Source organism: Mangrovivirga cuniculi, assembly GCF_005166025.1.
In the GTDB taxonomy this organism is placed as follows: Bacteria; Bacteroidota; Bacteroidia; order Cytophagales; family Cyclobacteriaceae; genus Mangrovivirga; species Mangrovivirga cuniculi.
In genome coordinates, this window is the sequence record NZ_CP028923.1 from 3,209,836 (window position 1) to 3,228,923 (window position 19,088).

Genomic DNA, 19,088 nt, shown 5'->3' on the forward strand with positions numbered 1-19,088 from the left:
AAATTATACACAATAAAACCTTTAATTAAGCACATAGTTATCCCATACTCATGTTTTTTGTAAACTGATTACAACATGAGTTAATCGTTATTTTAAAATCAATATTTAATCTGGGATAAGTATAAAAAGCCGGGGGTTTAATCCCCGGGCTTTTGTAATTCTATCTTCTACTGGGCACTAGCTCCAATGTTAGTTTGACTTACTACAGATAAATCTTGTGCAGAAAGGTGCACATTTATATAACCTTCATATGTTGTGGTTAAGTCTTCGTAAGTGATTGGGTCACCAGCATTTGTCTGATCAATATTTGTCATACTCATGCCTGACCCACCCTCAACAGAACTTAGATCTATAGCAATTCCACCAGGACTTGCGACAGAACCTGAATGAATATGCGAAGGATGAGTATTACCTTGCGCAGTTCCGGTCATCTCCAGAACTAACCACGTGCTTCCATTCAATCGCTCATTAAACGTTGCTGTACCTTCTACTCCTGATCCATCCACAGCTGCAAAAGCATATTGAGTAGTAGAACCAGTAAATACATTACCTCCGATATTTGACTGTGATACCACTGTCAGATCTTCACCAGATAAATGAACATTTAAGTAACCATCATAACTCGTAGTTAAAGAATCGAAAGTTACAGCACCATTTTCATCTTCTCTGATGGTAGTTAATGCCATTCCTGTCGTTCCATCTACTGATGTTAATGGGATGGCGATTCCTCCACCTTCTTCAGCTGAGTTAAAATGTATATGAGAAGGATGCGCTGTTCCCTCAATGGTTCCGGTTAGGTCAACCATTAATAAAGAATGACCTCCGGCTCTTTCATAAAATTGAGCTACTCCTGACACTCCCGTATTATTCCTTTCTGCCATCGTATATTCAACAAAAGTTCCGGTTAGTGCGTTGGACCCTATATCGCCCTGAGCAACAATATTTTGAAGATTATCTGCACTCTCATGAATATTTACATATCCATTGTATGATGAAAGCGTAGCAAAATCCTGATCTTCAATTAACGTAGCTGAAAAATCAGTCGTACCGTTAAGATCATTTAAAGTAATTGCAATTCCTCCTGTCTCAGCAGCTGAATTATCATGAATATGCATTGGGTGCATCATTCCTTCGACTCCGGGTTCTGCGCTTACTGCTACCCATACGTTTCCGTCACCTCTCTCCACGAAGAATATTCCTCCGTTTATTTGATCAAGAGTATTAGGTACATATAAAGGATAGGTAGCAATATTTCCGGTAACCTCATTCGGACCTAAATCTGCTGTGGCTGCAACTGTTAAGTCTCCGGGACTCACATGAGCAGCAACGTAGCCATCTAAATTGATGAGATCAGCATATGTAACTCCAGTCCCATCGTTTAGTTCTGAAATAACAGTTACACTTGTCCCATTCTCAATAGTTGTAAGATCTACAACAATTGATCCTTGTTCAAAAGTACTTCCTGAATGGATATGCGCCGGATGCGGCCCGGTATTATCATTCAAATTAATAGTGACCCTGGTAGTATTATCATCTAATTCTTCAAATAATACAGTTCCAAACGGATCGAATGAATTATCGTACAAAATAAACGATTTTTGATCACCCGTTGGTAAAGGACCTACCGGATCTTCATCGTCATCATCACAGGAAATCGTCATTCCTGCTACTGCGAGAATCATTAATAAATAATGTAATCTTGAAATTAATCGTGTTAGCATCATTTTAGTGTTTTTAATTAGAAATTGGATTTAGTTGAATTTTAGACCTACTTTCAGACCATTGCTAAGTAGTCTGACCTGCCCGTTACCTACACCTTTAAGAGGTAAATTAAAATAAGGTGAAGCTGTAATTGACCATTTATCTGTTAGCCTGCGTTCGAGGCCGGCTTCAAAATTCAGAACACCAAACCAATGGTAATTCTCATTTTCGCCGTACCATCCTGTTGGGTTTTCATATTGATTATAATCGTAGAAATAATCATATCTTTCTTCAAGCATTAACCAACTTGAAATACCTGAAGAAACGAACCAGTGTGTTTTACCACTTGTATTAAAATAATATCTGACATTTAAAGGAATATCCAATACCTCACAAACACCATAAGTTTGATCAGGATCTGAATAATAACCTCCGGTCCTATAACCTCCTTCATCTGCCCAATAGTATTTATTACTGATATTAGCCCCAGTTTCGATAGACCATTTACTATTTAAATTCAGAAAAATAGAAAAGCCCAATCGATCGTCAAACCTATCAAATCCGCTAAAATTCACTGTAGACATATCCGCTGCTACATATGCAGCTAATGAAATAGCCGGATGAAGCTTATCCTGTGAATCAGGATCGACAAAATCGTTATTTACCCCATAAAGTATCATTTGAGGTTTTTCATGAATTAAATCGTTATAATGATTGGTTTTCTTTTTTGTATAAATGAAGTCCGAAGAGGCTTCGAGCATTTTCACGTTACTTCCACTAACAACCTTTGAATCACCAATATTGCTATTTTCAACCCCTCCGGACTTAATGCTTTTTGCATCTCTTTCCTTTCCGGAATCGTCGTCAATTCCGGTATTATTATAAACAGGGGAATTACCATATTGTTTATGCAGGTCACCTGCAGTTGAATTCTTAAATGATTGATAAGAGTTATTGCCTTCTATATATTCCTGGCTTCCGGAAGTAGAATTATTTTCTAAAATTGGCTCTGATATACCTTCAGAGTAATTTTGATTATTTGATATTGATTCGTTGTCCTGATAATTCTCTTCATTATTGGCATTAAGCACTGCTAAATTTTCCTTATAAATGGAATATTCTCGTCCTCCCAGGTACATTAATAACAAAATGATGATCCCTGTGAGTACATATGAAATCTTCTTCCACTTATTAACCTGAGCCTCAGGTGCAGCATCTAATTTCGCAGACATACCCTCCCAGTCAGACTCTCTATAGTCTGTCGGTTCATAGGCCAACCCCTTTCTGAACAATTCTTCCAGATTATCTTTATTTTCCATAATCCTCATTAAAAATTTTACTAACTGCCTGCTTTAAGTATTTCTTAGCCTTAAATAAGTTAGACTTTGACGTTCCTTCTGATATATCGAGTAAAGAAGCTATATCTGAATGTTTATATCCTTCGATAACATATAAATTAAAAACAGTGCGATAAGATTGAGGCAATTCTCTGATTACCTTAAGCATCTCCTGATATGAAATACCGGTAACGATTTCTTCCTGCCCACCAATATTTAAAGCGTTATCAAGTTCCTGGTGATTAGCGTGCTTACTATATTTCTGAATATGATTGAGTGCAGTATTCACCACGATCCTGCGGAACCATGGCTTAAAAGGTTTATTCTGATCAAATGATTTTATATTCTGAAAAACTTTTAAGAAAGAATCATTCAGGACCTCAACAGCTTCATCCCGATTGTCTACGTAGCGAAGACAAATGCTCATAGCATATCCATGGTACAATTGATACAATTGCTTCTGGCTGTCTTTTTTCCATTTGCCACAGCCTTTTAGGATTTTCCTGAATTCACTTTTAGATTCGAGTTCCAAATTTCACTGATTTATTACCAGTACAGTAGGATATAAGAATTGGTTGCCTTACTAAGTTAATTAATTTGGAAAACTTTAATGACTGTTAGTATTGATTAATGGTAGAATAAGTAAAATCCATGGCGGGGAACCATGGATTTGGATAGATAATATACTATGTAATCAACTGTTAAAAATATATATTCAAGCTCTTATCATTTCTATTCTCAGTATTAGTCTGATCTCTCAGCGCTGGATCAATTAGAAGTATTTCTTCCGCCTGATTTTTTTTCTCATTAAAGAATGAAGCTACTTCTTTTTTCTCTCCTTCATCAGGAGTCAAAAACAATGTCAAGAAGGAAAATAATAATTTAGCCATATAAATAATATTTGGTAATCATATAAACAATATCATACCAAAAAACACAAATAGCTAAATATCAATTACTTATAAAAAAACGCTTGTTTATAAAAACAAAAAAAGTGTATCGTTTTGATACACTTATTTGTTTTTTTCGAACAGTTTAAGAAAAATTCTTACTCGTATCTGAGGGCATCTATAGGATCTAGCTTAGAAGCTTTATTAGCTGGTATAAAACCGGCGAGTAACCCTACTAGCATACAAACTGCAAAACCTAAGAAAATCCAGACTACAGGTAATACCACTCCCCCTTCACCAATAAGGGACCCAACAATGTTTCCAACCAATGCACCGGCAATTATCCCCCCAATTCCTCCTATCAGACATATTAATATTGCTTCCATCAAAAATTGCCATCTTATAGTACTGGGCTTAGCTCCCAGGGCTTTTCTCAATCCTATTTCTCTTGTTCGTTCTGTCACAGAAACCAGCATTATATTCATAAGAGCTATAACTGCCCCCAATAAGGTTACTCCTCCAAGGGTAAATCCTCCAACTCTCATATAGCTGGCAATTTCTTCCAGCCGCTCAGCAACAGTTTCATTTTTCTCAATTGTAAAGGAATCATCTGTCCCTATGGGATCTTCCCGGATCAATCGCATGGTCTGTCTGGCATTCGCTATTATATCCTGGGTTTCGGTAGGATCAGTTACATTGATGGTCGCTTCATACTCAGGACTCTGGGTGACGAGTAATCGAGCAGTAGTAATTGGAATAATAATCCTCCGGTCCTGACTATTGTTACCTCCAAATCCTCCTTGTTCTTCAGTTGTTCCTATGACCTTAAACCTCTTACCAAGAACAAAGATGTAAGAGCCTACTGCTTCTTCATAATCTTCAAATAAAGATTCCTTTATCGCATAACCGATTATCGCTGTATTAGTACCCCGCTCGACATCGAAAGTGGTGAAATTTCTTCCTTCAGCTATATTTAAGCCCCTTAAGCCAAGATAATTTTCATCTCCCCCGGTAACCCGGGTATTTGGATTAGTCTTTTTCGATCCTCTTTTAACCTCCGCTGTCCAGGTAGCTACTACTGAAAGACCTACCCTTTCCTCATCGCCGAATCTATTTTTAAATTCTTCAACTTCAGCATAAGTAAGTTTTGGATAAGATTTCTCTTCTTTGCCTCTTGAGCTGCGGTTGTAATTTCGCTTAGAACTTATCTCGATCGAATTTGCTCCAAGACTACTAAATGAGTTAGTAATACTGGATTTCATTGCTTCGATTGCCGTAAGCACTCCTACTAATAGCATGATTCCTACTGTGATAATCGCAGCAGTAATGATAGATCTTAAAAGATTAGACTTTATAGAATCCAGACTAACAGAAATATTTTCACGAATGTCCATAGTTCGCAATTGTTTTATTAAATTAAATATAGTTAATGCCCGGTATTCACATTAATCTTATTACGAAGACGGATAAATGGTTATACAGGCGGTAATGAAACTGGATTCTTGTAACCGTTGGATAATATTTATCGTCTTAATTTTAAAGAAAGAGATATGCGCGGAGTTTTACTATATATATTTTTAATTTTTATTGGTTTTCAGGCATGGTCTACGACCTTACTTATCCCAATGGATGAGTCACAGAAAAACCATCTTAAAGCTTATGGAATCACCTTCTGGGTTCTTGAAAAAAAGATTCCTACTGATTGGCTTCTCAATTACAGAGGCGGAAGTTTTGCGATAGAGTTTTATCCTTCTATTGAAAATGAATTGATTATCCGGGGCGTAACCTATGAGAAGATTAGTGCTTCGCAATATAAAAATATTTTAACCGAGATTGGTAGTCCTGCTTCAAATATGGATATAATGAAGCTCGAGAAAGCTCCAAAGGTAGCTGTCTATTCTCCCAAAAGTAAGCAACCCTGGGATGATGCTGTAACCCTGGCTCTTACATATGCAGAAATTCCGTACGATGTGGTTTTCGATACAGAGGTGATGGAAGGCAAACTCTCTGAATATGACTGGTTACACCTTCACCATGAAGATTTCACCGGTCAATATGGTAAGTTTTACAGAAATGCCCGTAATCAACCCTGGTATATCGAGCAAAAAATGGAATATGAAGAGCTAGCAGCAAAATTTGGATTCAAAAAAGTATCTCAATTAAAACTGGAGGTTGTTAAGAGAATACGAACCTATGTTTCTACCGGAGGCTTTATGTTTGCAATGTGCTCAGCTACTGATACCTATGACATAGCTCTATCTGCAGACGGGGTTGATATGATTGATTACATGTTTGATGGCGACCCTCCGGAACCCGATGCTCAAAATAAGCTCGACTTTACGAATACCTTTGCTTTCGAAGATTTTAAAATTAGTAAAAACCCATACGAATACGAGTATTCCAATATTGATATGCAACCTGAGTCTAGAGGTGTAACTGAAAAAAATGATTATTTCAATCTATTTAAGTTTTCGGCCAAATGGGATCCGATACCGACTATGCTAACTCAAAATCATACAAGGGTTGTTAAAGGATTTATAGGTCAGACTACTGCATTCAGATTAAGCCTTATTAAACCTGATGTTGTAATTATGGGATCTAATGAGGCAATCGGAGAAGCAAGATATATTCACGGAGTGTATGGAAAAGGATTCTGGACTTTTTATGGAGGTCATGATCCGGAAGACTATCAACACTTTGTTGGAGAAGAGCCTACTGATCTGAATCTACACCCAAACAGTCCGGGATATCGATTAATACTTAATAACATCCTGTTTCCTGCAGCTAAAAAGAAGAAACAAAAAACCTAATCAGACATCATTTATATTGATCACCTGAGGTAGATAATTGCTCCGAGAGATAAATTAAATATAGATAATGGTGAAAAATATTCGGTATTTTGAATATAACTCACTATTTCAAGATCATGAGCTGAAAAATCGTAGTAGAAAGAGATGAAGTCTTTACTTGTATTGCCTTTTTTTATGTTTAATCCTCCCCCCACAAATATTCCAAAACGGACTGAGGGGGTCCACCAGTAATATCCATCAGGGTACTGAGAGCTCCATCTGTTAAAATAATTATCTCCAAAAGCATAGTTTATAAAAACCCCGGTACTAAAAAAATTCAGATCGATCTTATCGTTTATATCAATCCTGATATCTGGAATATAGGTAAGTTTTGTGTTCAATGAATACTCTTCAATACCCCCGATTTTCTCAGGTAGATAACCAAAATAAAAGCCTAAGTTCAGATGTGCTGGTTTCTCGGGCTTCAGTAGGTCATATCCCCCGCCGAAAGAGATAAATCCAAAATTACCGGCATACTGAAAATTCACAAAATCCGGTTGCAGATCTATCTGTGATTTTGACTCAAAAGGAATCATAAAAAATATGACCAACAAGTATTTCGATATAGTTTTCAAAATTCAATTTTTTTAAAATCGTATCCCTCTTCCCATATTCTGACCTTTGTAAATGCTCTTTTATCCATGCTCGTGGTTACCCAAAAAGGAATATCTGTTTGTGGGTACATTCCGTTTTTAAACTCATGGCTATGACCGTGCAGTGTAAAGAGCAAATTATCTCCGGCAGATTTTAGAATAGACCGGTATCCGGCAGCAAGTTTAGGATCAAACTCGCCACTTTCAGGCCCCATATGAGATATTAATATTATTTTTTCTGATGGTTTTCTTTCAGATATCTGTTTTTGAAGCCATCCCAGGTCGGGAACTAATCCATTATAACCATATTCGAGAGAATTGGTATTGAGAAAAATAAACCGATGATCATTCCATGTAAAGGTATAGTTATCCGGACCATATATTTTTCTATATGCTTCATGACCATAAACAGGAATATCGTGATTTCCAATTACCGTTAAATAAGGCACTTCAAGCCTTGAAAGGATATCATTAATCCATAAAAATTCTTTCGCTAATCCGAAATCGGATATGTCTCCACCATGAATAACAAAATCATATTCTTCTGAAACAGTATTAAAATAATCTACAAAGATTTCAGTCTCATCATAAAATCGCTGAGAATCACTAATAAAAGCTATTTTTAATGTATCTGAGACTGGTAATGAAAGTATTCTATCGATGTTTTTGAGATTAACATCCTTTTCATCCTGATCGGGAGTGATCTGATGTGCACTATATTCGAAAAGATCGCATGCCGTTATAAAAATGCTTAATACAGCATAAAATAAGTAGTGGAGTCGCATATCTGTTTAAACAGCATACAACCCCACAAAGTTATATTTTTTCGATATTAAATATAAAAGTGTCGTTAAGACTACATTTTATTACAATATCAATAATAATATTATGATTAATATTAACACACCAGCACCAATATAGATACCTCCACTAGCGTGCTGCTTCATTTCTTTTTTAATTCCTCTCAATTCCTTCTTGATATCCTTTCGCTCTGGCCTTTTCATTGATTTGAGATCCATATTTTCGATCTCCTTGATTCTTTCTTCTAATAACCTGACACGTTCAGTTCTTTGCTGGTCAGTCATATTTTTGATTGTTTCCTTATCTAGTGGTTTTATTTCTCCTGCAAATAATATTGTCGAAAAGGCAGTGAATAAAATAATTAAGATAGATTTTCTCATAGCTTATTATATTTATAAGTGATAGATACAATAATTTAATATATATTAAACTTAAAGCCAACACTTTATAAGCTTATAATCAAAAAAAGGCTTCAATATGAAGCCTTTCATTGGTTAAAATCAATTAATATTCTATTTTTTTAAGGGCGCTTCTATCTTTTTCTCTGCAAGCATCACCGCTTTATAAATATTCAACACACCTCCTGTGCGACTTAGTTCTCCAAATTTAACTTCATCTTCCGAACCAGGGAGAGTAACACTATTATCGGAAAGATCTGTAGCTGTTTCAACTAAAATATCTTTTACCTCTGAAGCTTTAAGATGTGGGAAGTAAGACATCAAAATCGCAGCAGCACCGGAGGTAACAGGGGCTGAAAAAGATGTTCCCGATGCTACTTTATAACTATTATCAGGTGAGGTACTATAAATATCTACACCTGGTGCAAAAAGATCTACTGTTTGATCCCCGTAGTTACTAAAACTTCCCACCATTTCCTTCTCTGGTTTCCAGTTTAATGCACCAACTTCAAGCCAGTTTGATGCTTCAGTTCCATCCAAATAAAACCTGGTTGGGAAATTATCCTTTTCATCTATATCTTTTGAACTATTACCTGCAGCATGTACTAAAAGAACATTATTAGCTTCTGCATATTTTACTGCATTTTCTACTGCTTCCTGATTTGGAGAAAACGATTTACCAAAACTCATATTAATAATCCTGGCACCATTATCAACTGCATAATAAATCGCATTAGCCACATCCTTATCTCTCTCGTCTCCATTAGGAACTGCTCTTACTGCCATTATCTTTACATTATCAGCTACACCATCAATCCCAATATCGTTATTTCTAACTGCTCCAATTACTCCTGCGACAAAAGTACCGTGAAATGCAAAACCACCCTCTACATCATTATTTCCATAATACTTTTCATTAACATTCTCGATGCTATCACCAACAATATCTCGTGAATTATATTCGGTATTGTATCCATATTCGATCGCTGTGGTGAAATAATCTTTAGCTTCTTCAAGTTGATCCTGGGAGATTTCCTGGGAATATACGTATCCCATGAAATTTTTTGCCATTAAAAGAGACTCATCTTTTGTTTCTAAAGACATCACCATTTCACTGGTGAGGCTGTCTGTATCAAAATGCTTTTTCAGAGCCTTGCTATATCTTTCATAACTTGAATAAAAGCCTTTAAATCCTTCGTATTGCTTTACTATTTGTCCCTTTTGAGCTTCAAACTGTTTCTTAATAGCTAAAAAATAATCGTATTCCGGATCGTTTTCACGATCTTTATCAGAGATATTATCAAATTTTTCAGTCAGCCTTTTGTATTCTCGGGTTAGCTCATAGGTATCCCGGATTACATTTTCATCTTTACCTCCGATGAAGTTCCATCCATGAATATCATCAATATATCCGTTACCATCATCATCAATGCCATTTCCTGCAACTTCATCTTCATTAATCCATATAACTTCTGAAAGATCCTCGTGATCAGGATCCACACCGCTGTCTATTACTGCTACAATTACAGTGGTTGATTTTTTTCCTTCTAGAATTTTATATGCTAATTCTGTTTCAACACCTCGTACAGCATCCATCCCATAAGATTTATTAAACCAATTGGCAGGTGCTTCAGAAATATAAATAGAGGTATCGTTTTTCGTGTTTTGGATTTGGCCAAACACGATAAAAGAAATGGTTGTCAGGCCAAAAAAAGCTGCATTTTTGAGAGTAATTAAATATTTCATATATGTGATCGTAATTCTATAAAATAAACGGAAGAATGCCGGAAACGGTCAGCGAAAGTAATATTTTTGGCAATTCTACACATTAATTAACCTCAATAATACCAAAAATTGAGGTTAACTGATAGATTTATCTATTAAAAGAGACATACATTCATCAACATCGTTCACCCATTTTACTGAAGTGTAGATACTTTTTGACAAAAAGCCTTCTTCTACACATTTTTCAATATGGGCCTTCAGGTGATCGTAGAAACCTTCACTATTGATCACCACGATAGGCTTGACATGATACCCAAGCTGAAACCAGGTATATATTTCAAAAAATTCATCTAAAGTACCAATACCTCCGGGGATGATTATAAAAGCATCTGAAAGATCATACATCCTCTCTTTTCGCCCATGCATGGTATCTGTCATATACAGTCGTGATAAGGACATATGGGCCACTTCCCTTTGCGCCAGACTCCTTGGTATAACTCCTTCAACTTCCCCCTTATTTTCCAGGACAGCATCAGCAATTACTCCCATCAACCCAACTTTACCTCCTCCGTAAATTAATTTTATATTTCTTGTAGCTAGAGACTTTCCCAGATATCTTGCATATCTTGAGAAAAGAGGATTATCTCCGGGGCGAGATCCACAAAAAACTGCTACACTATTTATTTGCATATTGGTAAATTAAGATTAATGCATTCTGTCTGATCTTATTTCAAGATTCTTAATGATCTCTGCTTCCTCGTTGAGCAATTCCTGCCACCTTTTTAATACCATTTCTTCAGGTTTATATTTCTTCGCCAATTCGAGAAAATTTCTGTAATGGCCGGCTTCAGAGATCATTAGCTGGTAATAAAACTCACTTAGTTCCTTATCTTCAATGTTTTTATGAAGCATTTTAAATCTTTCACAACTACGTGCTTCTATTAATGCATTCATTAGTAGTTTCTCTACGAGCTGATCCTCCCTGCTTCCTCCTTTCCTTATTTTCTTGGCAAGGGCAGCAACATATTCATCCTTCCTCATTTTCCCAAGCTTCATCCCTCTCTTTTTTAACTGCTCAATCACCATTTCAAAATGAGACCACTCTTCCGTCACCACCGGTGTAAGCATTTCAACCAGTTCTTCTTTATCAGGATACGTTACTATCAAACTAATACAAGATGAAGCTGCTTTTTGTTCACAATACGCATGATCAATTAAAATATCTTCGATATTCATCCCTGCTATATCAGCCCATCTCGGATCTGTTGGTAAATGAAGCCCTAATACACTTTTATCTATATTGTCATTCATAACTTAATCAAAAAATAACCAGCTAACTCCAAAGTCAAACACTCGTCCTTGTAGTGGATAAGCAGGTGTTATATAATATCCGTCATTCATTAACCCTTGATTAAAATGCTTTAACTTAAGAGAAAAACGCCAGCGATCTACCTGAAAATTTACGAAAAAATCTGCGATAATATAATCTTTACTCTTGTACGCGTTTTGTATAAAATACCTTTGTATTGCAGGATCGTATGCCATAGCATAAAAACCTGAACGATAATTTGCACTAAAACCTGTCCTTAAAAGAAGTGATCCCTGAAATAAAGAGTTTTGGTAGAATATAGATGCATTTCCAAATAAATCAGGCACCCTGTACACCTCTGAAGCATTATCAGACAAGATAGAATATTTACCATCTAATTCAATTCCGACATTCTTAAATACTCTGAATTTGAAACTTAATCCGGCATTTAGAACTTGAAAATTTTCAGAAAATTGAGCGGGAAGGGTATCTGCCGAATAATAAACGTAGTTATTGTAATTATTCACACTCACATACGGTGCAATTAACTGCTCGCCAAGATTAATTTTTAGCTTACCATATAATTTATCTGCTGATACGTCTTCAAAATTATTTTCCCACCCCCTGTGATTTCCCAGGTATTTTTGAAAAACGTAATCCGGTTTATAAGTAATTCTTTTAAAACCAGCGTCAATCCAATCAGTTTCTAGTAAAGCGTCGATGTTATACGTTTGACCAAGAAGATATTCTACTGTTCCCGACAACTTATTTCGCTGATTTAAATCATAAGATAGATATCCTCCCAGAAAAAGTTCATTTCTAGTAGCAGTACCTCCTATTTGTTCAGAGTCAATTATCAAATAACGATGCTTGAAAAATGCTCTGTAGAAAACTCTGTTCGTGCCCCCTGTAAGGCCTGCTTCATTTTTCATTGTTGTGAAAAATACTCTGTCAAATGTATTTTCTTCATCCAGATATATATCATTAAAAAATCCTGAAGCCAGATTTCCATCTGTAGGCTCTACTGTAAAAGTATTTCTCTCCTGGTTGTATTCCAGCTCGTGATAAAACCTCAAAATACCTGTTGGTCTGAAGGTTTGTAATAAATATCCATTTACTACCCTGTAATTCGAACCAGCTCCCTGAAGGGCAGGAGTAATACTTGATTGATCGTTTAAGCCTTGAAGAGCTGTATTCTCATCCAGAAAATTGGCCACCCCACCTGACTCTGCAACTTTATGAGAATGACGGAATAACCTGGTCATAAAGCTATAAGTACTATCTTTATTGATAAAATTAGCATTTAGATCATAGGCAATCCCCACTGCTTGATTATCAAAACGCCTCACAGGACCAAGATTCTTATCTGCTGCGATTCTGAAAAGATTAAATCCCAGGTTAAATCGCTCATTTACATTTCTGGAAAAAGCAATATCAACTTTGTTTCTATTCCCCCGCCAAACAACACTTCAACTTCAGTAAAAGGTCCCTTGGTGTTAAAGAACCGTTGTTGATACGGGGTTCGAACATATGGTTTATAAGCGGTGAATCCGGAGCGCAATCCCGGTGTGGAAGGTAAGTCAGGATACAAATCAAATATTGCGGTAGCCAGATTACCTAGGTTCTGAGCCTCGTAATTCATTATTTCGAGCATCTCAAATTTGCCGAAATTGCCGAGGGTGGTATCTATCCTGTAATGAATTTCCTTACTGTTCTTGACATCTTCAGCTTTTATGTAATATAAAGTGAAAGGTCCATAAGGATTTTTGGCTGAATCAAGCTTGAGCTTCCCATCATCTTCTTCAGGAACAGAAACAGTATCCTCATTCATATCAAAGTACTCGTCCCTTCCCATTCCGCTACCCCGTGGAGTACGAATTTGCGAGAAGGAATCATATCCCTGAAAAATAAGAATTAATAAAAAAATAAATTTCCCCAATCTCATAACTGTTGGCAAAAATAACCATCGGTGCATAACTACCCTATAAAAATCATCCTTTATTGATACCATTTATTCGGAAGTCTAATAAATTAAGAAATTCATCTTCCTCTGATTTATCAATAAACATCATTGAGATAGGCTGAATTATAAAATTCACATTTTCACTATTTACATCAATAGTATGTGGTTTGATTCTCATCCAGTCCTTCTCGCTTACAACGATATCTGAAAGGTTATTCTCATTGCAATAATCCAGCCATTTTTTCACATCCGAAGCTTTGAAATTATAATGATCAGGATAATTATAATGTTTACGAATATCCGTAATACCATCCAGATGTTTTTTAAAATGTAATGGATTGGCTATTCCGGTCACTAGTACAGCTTTTTTATTATATGACCTTACCAGACCCTTTTCATTTACCGGCTGACTATAACCAACTGTTGTGAAAAAGACAGGAACTTCTTTTTTCGTATACTTAAGTATATTTTTCTTGAAATGAATTTTATTCTGTTCTGATAATTGTTCCGGAGATTTTGTCACTAGAACTACATCGGCTCTTTTAGCGCCAAATCTTGACTCCCGCAACCTTCCAACCGGAAGAATATAATCATCAAAAAATGGCTTATCATAAGTGGTTAATAATACGAGGAAATGAGGATTTACGTGCCGGTGCTGAAATATGTCATCTAAAAATATAAGCGATGTTTCCGGTCTGTGATATAAAATTTCAGGAATACCATGAATACGTTCTTCGTCGACAGCAACTGTGATTTCCTGACCAAATTTAGAATAAAACTGTAAAGGTTCATCTCCAATATCAACAGCTGTACTGCGATAATCTGCCATTAAAAACCCTTTAGTTCTTCTGCCATACCCCCGGCTTAATGTGGCAACTTTCTCTTTTTCTTTAAATTTTGAAATTAAATATTCTACAGCTGGAGTTTTGCCGGTTCCACCGACTGACAAATTACCCACACCAATAGTTTTAACATCAAACCTGAAAGATCTCGAATATCCGATATCGAAAAGATGATTTCTAAGTTTAATTATCAATCCGTAAATTAGTGCAAATGGCCAGAGCAAATGCTTTAACATCATTGGGTATGGCAATTAAAATATTGTAGTTTTGAATTCAACTGCAAAGTATTTACAATATGACGAAAATAAAAGATGTCATCAACTATTTAGAAACCTGGGCCCCACCTTCACTTCAGGAAGGCTATGATAACAGCAGGCTAATTGTTGGTAATCCTTCAGATGAAATAAGTAATGTTCTGATCACATTAGATTGTGTTGAAGAGGTAGTTGAAGAAGCAATAGAAAAAGGTGCAAATCTAATTATTGCCCATCATCCGATTGTTTTTAAAGGACTGAAAAGCCTTACCGGTAAAAACTACGTGGAAAGAACTGTTATAAAAGCTATCAAAAATGATATTGCTATTTATGCGATTCATACTAACCTCGATAACGTTGTGACCGGTGTTAATGCGAAATTAGCAGAAAAAATAGGGTTAAGTAATTTAAAAATCCTTCAGCCTAAAAATAACAACTTACAAAAGCTGGTAGTTTTTGTTCCCGAGTCTCATGCTGAAAAGGTATTAACCGCGATGGGTGAAGCAGGAGCCGGACAAATCGGTGATTATAAAAATTGCAGCTTTTCTGTAAAGGGAACAGGAAGCTTCCAACCTACTGACAATGCCAATCCTTACATTGGGGAATCTGGCAAATTAGAGAAAGTAGAAGAAAAAAGAATAGAAGTTCTTGTCCCCAGGCATTTAAGTGGAAATATTCTTAATGCTGCGAAAAATGCTCATCCTTACGAAGAAATGGCATACTACTTAAATGACCTTTCAAATGTTAATCAGGAAACCGGTTCAGGTATGATCGGTACCCTTGAGGAAGAAATGGATTCGAAGGAGTTTTTGTTATTGCTTAAAGAAAAATTAAATTTAAAAACAATCAGGCATACTAATCTCGTTAATAAAAAGGTGAGGAAGATTGGATTGTGCGGAGGGGCTGGTAGTTTTTTATTAAGCAGAGCAAAGAGTTCTGGGTGCGATATTTACATTACAGGAGATTTTAAATATCATGAATTCTTTGATGCTGAAGACAAAATAATTATTGCTGACATCGGCCACTATGAAAGTGAAGTATTTACAAAAGAATTAATAAAAGAGAAATTATATAAAAAATTCACTAATATTGCATTCAATTTATCCGAATTTAATTCGAATCCGGTTAATTATCTATAAATGGAACGTACAGTAGCTCAAAAATTAGACGCTTTAATCAAGCTTCAAACAATAGACTCAGAATTAGATGAAATCAAGAAAATCAGAGGGGCACTACCTGAAGAGGTTGGTGATCTTGAAGACGATCTTGAAGGTTTAAAAACCAGAAAATCTAAGCAAGAGGCTAAAATTGAAGAGCTTGAAGCAGAAATCAACAAAAGAAAATCTGGTATAAAAGAATCAGAAGCTCTTATCACAAAATATAAAGATCAGCAGAACAATGTTCGTAATAACCGCGAATATGATGCGATCACTAAAGAGCTTGAACTTCAGGAATTAGAAATCCAGGTACACGAAAAGAAGATTAAAGAAGCTTCAAACAAAATAGAGCAAGTGAAATCTGAAATAGAAAACACTACTGCTTTAATTGAAGATAAAGAAGCGGACCTTCAGGAAAAAAAGAAAGAACTTGAGGCTTTAACTTCTGAAAGTGAGGAAGACGAAAAGAAATTACTGAAAGACAGAGAAAAAGCAGTAAAAGATATTGAAGACAATCTATACCGTTACTATGAAAGATTACGTAAGCACCTTACAAATGGTCTTGCTGTTGTAACTGTAAAGAATGGCGCTGCTCAAGGATGTAACATTGTAATTCCTCCGCAGAAAATTGCTGAAATCAGAGAAAGAAAAAGATTGATCATCGACGAGCACAGTGGCAGAATCCTTGCAGGTGTTGATGATGATCCTGAATTCCAGTCTGATACCATCAAAAAACCTAAAAGAAGAACAACTAAGAGAAAGACAAAAACAAAGACTACGAAGAAAAAGTCTTAAAAGTGTTTTTCAATTTTACCGATATTACAAAACAGGCATGCCTTATATGGTTATGCCTGTTTTTTTTATTTAATTTCAATACCTTCTCTCAACCCTCAGATGCATTTTTTGATCTGAAAAAAGATCAACCAACAGAATATAAAAAACTATATTCTGAGGGTATCAAAGTTTTATTAAATCCACAAATAGATAAGGCAGAAGAAACAATTGAGGAAATTGAGGAATTCATCGATGCGCCTGGTACTTCAGAATATCTTAAATGCAGAGCATATCTGTTGATTTCAATGATAGAAGCCAGGTATGAAAATAATTTTTCGGCATTCAGGAATTTCAGAAAAGCTCATTCTATTTATAAGGAAAATAAAGATCTCGACGAAAAGTATGCTTTACCTGGAGGATTAATGCATCTAACCTTATCTTCAGTTCCTAAAAAATACGCATGGATATTAGATATTTTGGGACTTAACGGAAGTAAGGAAACTGGTATTAAACTCATTGATCAGGCTTCAGAAAATAAAGAAAGCTTTGAAGGCAGAGAAGCCAGGTTGATATACCCATTAATAGCTAACTATTTTTTACAAGATCAGGCCTTAGCCAGGAAAAAGGCAGACCAGTTAAATCTGGAGTCTAATCTGGATCTTATTGTTTTCCTTATTAGTAATTCGAAAGCCAGAGGTGGAAATGCAATTGTTGCTAACATCAATAAATTTGATGATGAAGTATTTAAACTTTTCCCTCCCGCTTATTTTCTGATTGGTGAAACGTTTTTAAGAAAAGGTGATTATGCCATGGCAAGAAATCACCTTAACATATTCAGGAATAAGCAATCATCTAATGAATATTTATCCGCTGCTAATCTGAATATATTCCTTTCTTTTTATTTAAATAATCAAATCGATGAAGGAAAAAGATTTTTATCTACCGTTGATTATTATAGTGAAAAAACTGAAGCTGACAGATATGCAAATGAATATTTAAAAAATTTCGATTTTGATTCCGAAAATTATAAAATGATCTGGAAACTCAGGCTTGCTACTGATGGAGGTTTCGACCGATTCGCCCAAAATATAATAGATAAAGATCCCGACTTTAAAAAAAGAGAACACCAGACGGAATGGATTTACAGAAAAGCCCGCTTTTTTCATAATACTGGTGATATAGAAAAGGCAAAAAATGACTATCTCTCTATCATCAGTCTTCAAAAAGACAATAATTGGTATTATGCCCCCAACTCCTGCATACAGTTAGCACGAATATATTTGGAAGAAGACCATCCAGATAAGGCAAAGCTATACCTCAATAAAATAAAGTCTTACAACAATTATCCTTACCAGGAATCAATCGAATATGAAGCTAATCTAATATCCAGGGAAATTAAAAATGAACAATAATTAACTCTTAAGGTGCTCATAGTCATTACTTTTCAGTAATCTGAACCTCTTATTATGATACAGCAACTTATATAATTGCAGATTTCCATGCTTAAAGATATCCATATAAGAAAGTGGGTAATTCAATAAATGGCTCAATAAAATCCGCATTGCTCTACCATGAGTGCAAACAAGTATTTTAGTATGACTACTTTCTAAAACTTTATTAAATCCACGCGACATTCTTTCTCTTACTTCTTCAGGGCTTTCTCCTTTATCAAATTTCAGGTGAGTATTTCCCTGATACCATTCTTTCATAAGATTAGCATAATCTGATTTATCTTCCAAAGAAACCTTTTTCCCCTCTTTTGAACCCCAATTAATTTCCCGTAGATCACTAACTATTTCGTGATCAATACCCAGATTTATAAATCCCGTTACTGATTCTATGGTTCTTACAAGATCAGAAGTATAAACTTTTTCAAACCCCTCATCTTTATAATGATCGAAAAATGCCTCCGCCTGGGCTATTCCAAGCTCATTTAATGAGGCATTTATCCCGCTACCCTGGACGATTCCATTTTTATTATAATCAGTTTCGCCATGACGTATTATATAAATGGTTTTAGTGCTCAATTTTTTTAATTATTTTTACTGCAAATTAAATCTTTATTTCTTGACTGCTACATTTCACCCCGATATTAAAATCGCAGACCTGAATGAACAAATTCAGGATACGATGATTTCAACAATAGGTATTGAATTCACGCAAATTACTGAATCATTTCTTGAAGGTAAAATGCCTGTAGACTCAAGAACCGTTCAACCTATGAGGCTTTTGCACGGAGGCGCATCTGTTACCTTAGCGGAAACATTGGGAAGTATGGCATCTCAACTCGTTACTGATCAAACAAAACAATATTGTGTAGGTTTAGAAATTAATGCTAATCATATCAGATCGGCTATTTCAGGATTTGTATATGGTAGAGCTAAAGCCTTGCATATGGGAAGAAAAACCCATATTTGGTCAATTGAAATTAAAAATGAAGAAGAAAAATTAGTTTGTGTGAGCCGACTGACTGTTGCGGTGATCGATAAATAATT

18 protein-coding genes and 1 pseudogene are annotated in these 19,088 nt (G+C 35.6%); 5 read left to right on the top strand and 14 right to left on the bottom strand.

Features of this window, described 5'->3' with window-relative positions; translation table 11 throughout:
* Window positions 1-167 precede the first annotated feature (167 nt).
* The 5 genes from DCC35_RS14130 to DCC35_RS14150 form a co-directional block, all read right to left on the bottom strand.
* Window positions 168-1,724, bottom strand: coding sequence for a CHRD domain-containing protein (locus DCC35_RS14130; protein ID WP_137091422.1), 1,557 nt, complete (start codon window positions 1,722-1,724; stop codon window positions 168-170).
* 27 nt (window positions 1,725-1,751) lie between these two features.
* Window positions 1,752-3,020 (bottom strand): porin family protein, encoded by a 1,269-nt coding sequence (locus DCC35_RS14135; RefSeq protein WP_137091423.1) that lies wholly within the window; start codon window positions 3,018-3,020, stop codon window positions 1,752-1,754.
* On the bottom strand, window positions 3,010-3,570 hold the full coding sequence (locus DCC35_RS14140) for an RNA polymerase sigma factor (RefSeq protein WP_217495851.1): 561 nt from the start codon (window positions 3,568-3,570) through the stop codon (window positions 3,010-3,012). The genes DCC35_RS14135 and DCC35_RS14140 overlap by 11 nt, the downstream gene beginning before the upstream one ends.
* A gap of 169 nt (window positions 3,571-3,739) precedes the next feature.
* The gene (locus tag DCC35_RS14145; RefSeq protein WP_137091424.1) at window positions 3,740-3,928 is read right to left on the bottom strand and encodes a hypothetical protein; all 189 of its coding nucleotides are present in this window, start codon (window positions 3,926-3,928) and stop codon (window positions 3,740-3,742) included.
* Window positions 3,929-4,086: 158 nt separating this feature from the next.
* Complete coding sequence (locus DCC35_RS14150; RefSeq protein ID WP_137091425.1) at window positions 4,087-5,322, bottom strand: ABC transporter permease; 1,236 nt, start codon at window positions 5,320-5,322, stop codon at window positions 4,087-4,089.
* A gap of 156 nt (window positions 5,323-5,478) precedes the next feature.
* Here DCC35_RS14150 and DCC35_RS14155 point away from each other — a divergent pair, with 156 nt between their 5' ends.
* Entirely contained in the window at window positions 5,479-6,738 is a 1,260-nt protein-coding gene (locus tag DCC35_RS14155) for an asparagine synthetase B (RefSeq protein WP_137091426.1), read from the top strand.
* Window positions 6,739-6,758: 20 nt separating this feature from the next.
* Here the strand turns inward: DCC35_RS14155 and DCC35_RS14160 are convergent, their stop codons facing one another.
* From DCC35_RS14160 to lpxK, 8 genes and pseudogenes are all read right to left on the bottom strand, one after another.
* Complete coding sequence (locus DCC35_RS14160; protein ID WP_137091427.1) at window positions 6,759-7,352, bottom strand: hypothetical protein; 594 nt, start codon at window positions 7,350-7,352, stop codon at window positions 6,759-6,761.
* Complete coding sequence (locus tag DCC35_RS14165; protein ID WP_137091428.1) at window positions 7,349-8,155, bottom strand: metallophosphoesterase family protein; 807 nt, start codon at window positions 8,153-8,155, stop codon at window positions 7,349-7,351. Before DCC35_RS14165 ends, DCC35_RS14160 begins: the two co-directional genes overlap by 4 nt.
* Window positions 8,156-8,236: 81 nt before the next feature.
* Window positions 8,237-8,551 (bottom strand): hypothetical protein, encoded by a 315-nt coding sequence (locus DCC35_RS14170; protein WP_137091429.1) that lies wholly within the window; start codon window positions 8,549-8,551, stop codon window positions 8,237-8,239.
* 132 nt (window positions 8,552-8,683) lie between these two features.
* On the bottom strand, window positions 8,684-10,315 hold the full coding sequence (locus tag DCC35_RS14175) for a S8 family serine peptidase (RefSeq protein ID WP_137091430.1): 1,632 nt from the start codon (window positions 10,313-10,315) through the stop codon (window positions 8,684-8,686).
* Window positions 10,316-10,429: 114 nt separating this feature from the next.
* A complete protein-coding gene (locus DCC35_RS14180) occupies window positions 10,430-10,984 on the bottom strand; it encodes an LOG family protein (protein WP_137091431.1) in 555 nt (184 codons plus the stop codon).
* A 15-nt stretch (window positions 10,985-10,999) separates the two neighbouring features.
* The gene (gene miaE / locus DCC35_RS14185; RefSeq protein ID WP_137091432.1) at window positions 11,000-11,605 is read right to left on the bottom strand and encodes a tRNA-(ms[2]io[6]A)-hydroxylase; all 606 of its coding nucleotides are present in this window, start codon (window positions 11,603-11,605) and stop codon (window positions 11,000-11,002) included.
* 3 nt (window positions 11,606-11,608) lie between these two features.
* Window positions 11,609-13,614 (bottom strand): annotated as a pseudogene (locus DCC35_RS14190) (putative porin).
* Entirely contained in the window at window positions 13,595-14,647 is a 1,053-nt protein-coding gene (gene lpxK, locus DCC35_RS14200) for a tetraacyldisaccharide 4'-kinase (RefSeq protein ID WP_137091435.1), read from the bottom strand. The pseudogene DCC35_RS14190 and the gene lpxK overlap by 20 nt, the downstream one beginning before the upstream one ends.
* A gap of 56 nt (window positions 14,648-14,703) precedes the next feature.
* On the opposite strand from lpxK, the gene DCC35_RS14205 reads away from it, so the two are divergent.
* The 3 genes from DCC35_RS14205 to DCC35_RS14215 are packed head-to-tail and all read left to right on the top strand — an operon-like array spanning window position 14,704 to window position 18,005.
* Window positions 14,704-15,801: a Nif3-like dinuclear metal center hexameric protein gene (locus DCC35_RS14205; RefSeq protein WP_137091436.1), complete on the top strand. Its 1,098-nt coding sequence runs from the start codon at window positions 14,704-14,706 to the stop codon at window positions 15,799-15,801.
* Window positions 15,802-16,614 (top strand): zinc ribbon domain-containing protein, encoded by an 813-nt coding sequence (locus DCC35_RS14210; RefSeq protein ID WP_137091437.1) that lies wholly within the window; start codon window positions 15,802-15,804, stop codon window positions 16,612-16,614. It begins immediately after the preceding gene.
* Between the two features lie 2 nt (window positions 16,615-16,616).
* Window positions 16,617-18,005 carry a tetratricopeptide repeat protein gene (locus DCC35_RS14215; protein WP_137091438.1) on the top strand — a complete coding sequence of 463 codons (1,389 nt, stop codon included), beginning with the start codon at window positions 16,617-16,619 and terminating at the stop codon, window positions 18,003-18,005.
* Here DCC35_RS14215 and DCC35_RS14220 read toward each other — a convergent pair whose 3' ends face one another.
* Window positions 18,006-18,620, bottom strand: coding sequence for a histidine phosphatase family protein (locus DCC35_RS14220; RefSeq protein ID WP_137091439.1), 615 nt, complete (start codon window positions 18,618-18,620; stop codon window positions 18,006-18,008).
* 40 nt (window positions 18,621-18,660) lie between these two features.
* Between DCC35_RS14220 and DCC35_RS14225 the strand changes: the two genes are divergently transcribed.
* Window positions 18,661-19,086 carry a hotdog fold thioesterase gene (locus DCC35_RS14225; RefSeq protein WP_246070023.1) on the top strand — a complete coding sequence of 142 codons (426 nt, stop codon included), beginning with the start codon at window positions 18,661-18,663 and terminating at the stop codon, window positions 19,084-19,086.
* Window positions 19,087-19,088 lie beyond the last annotated feature (2 nt).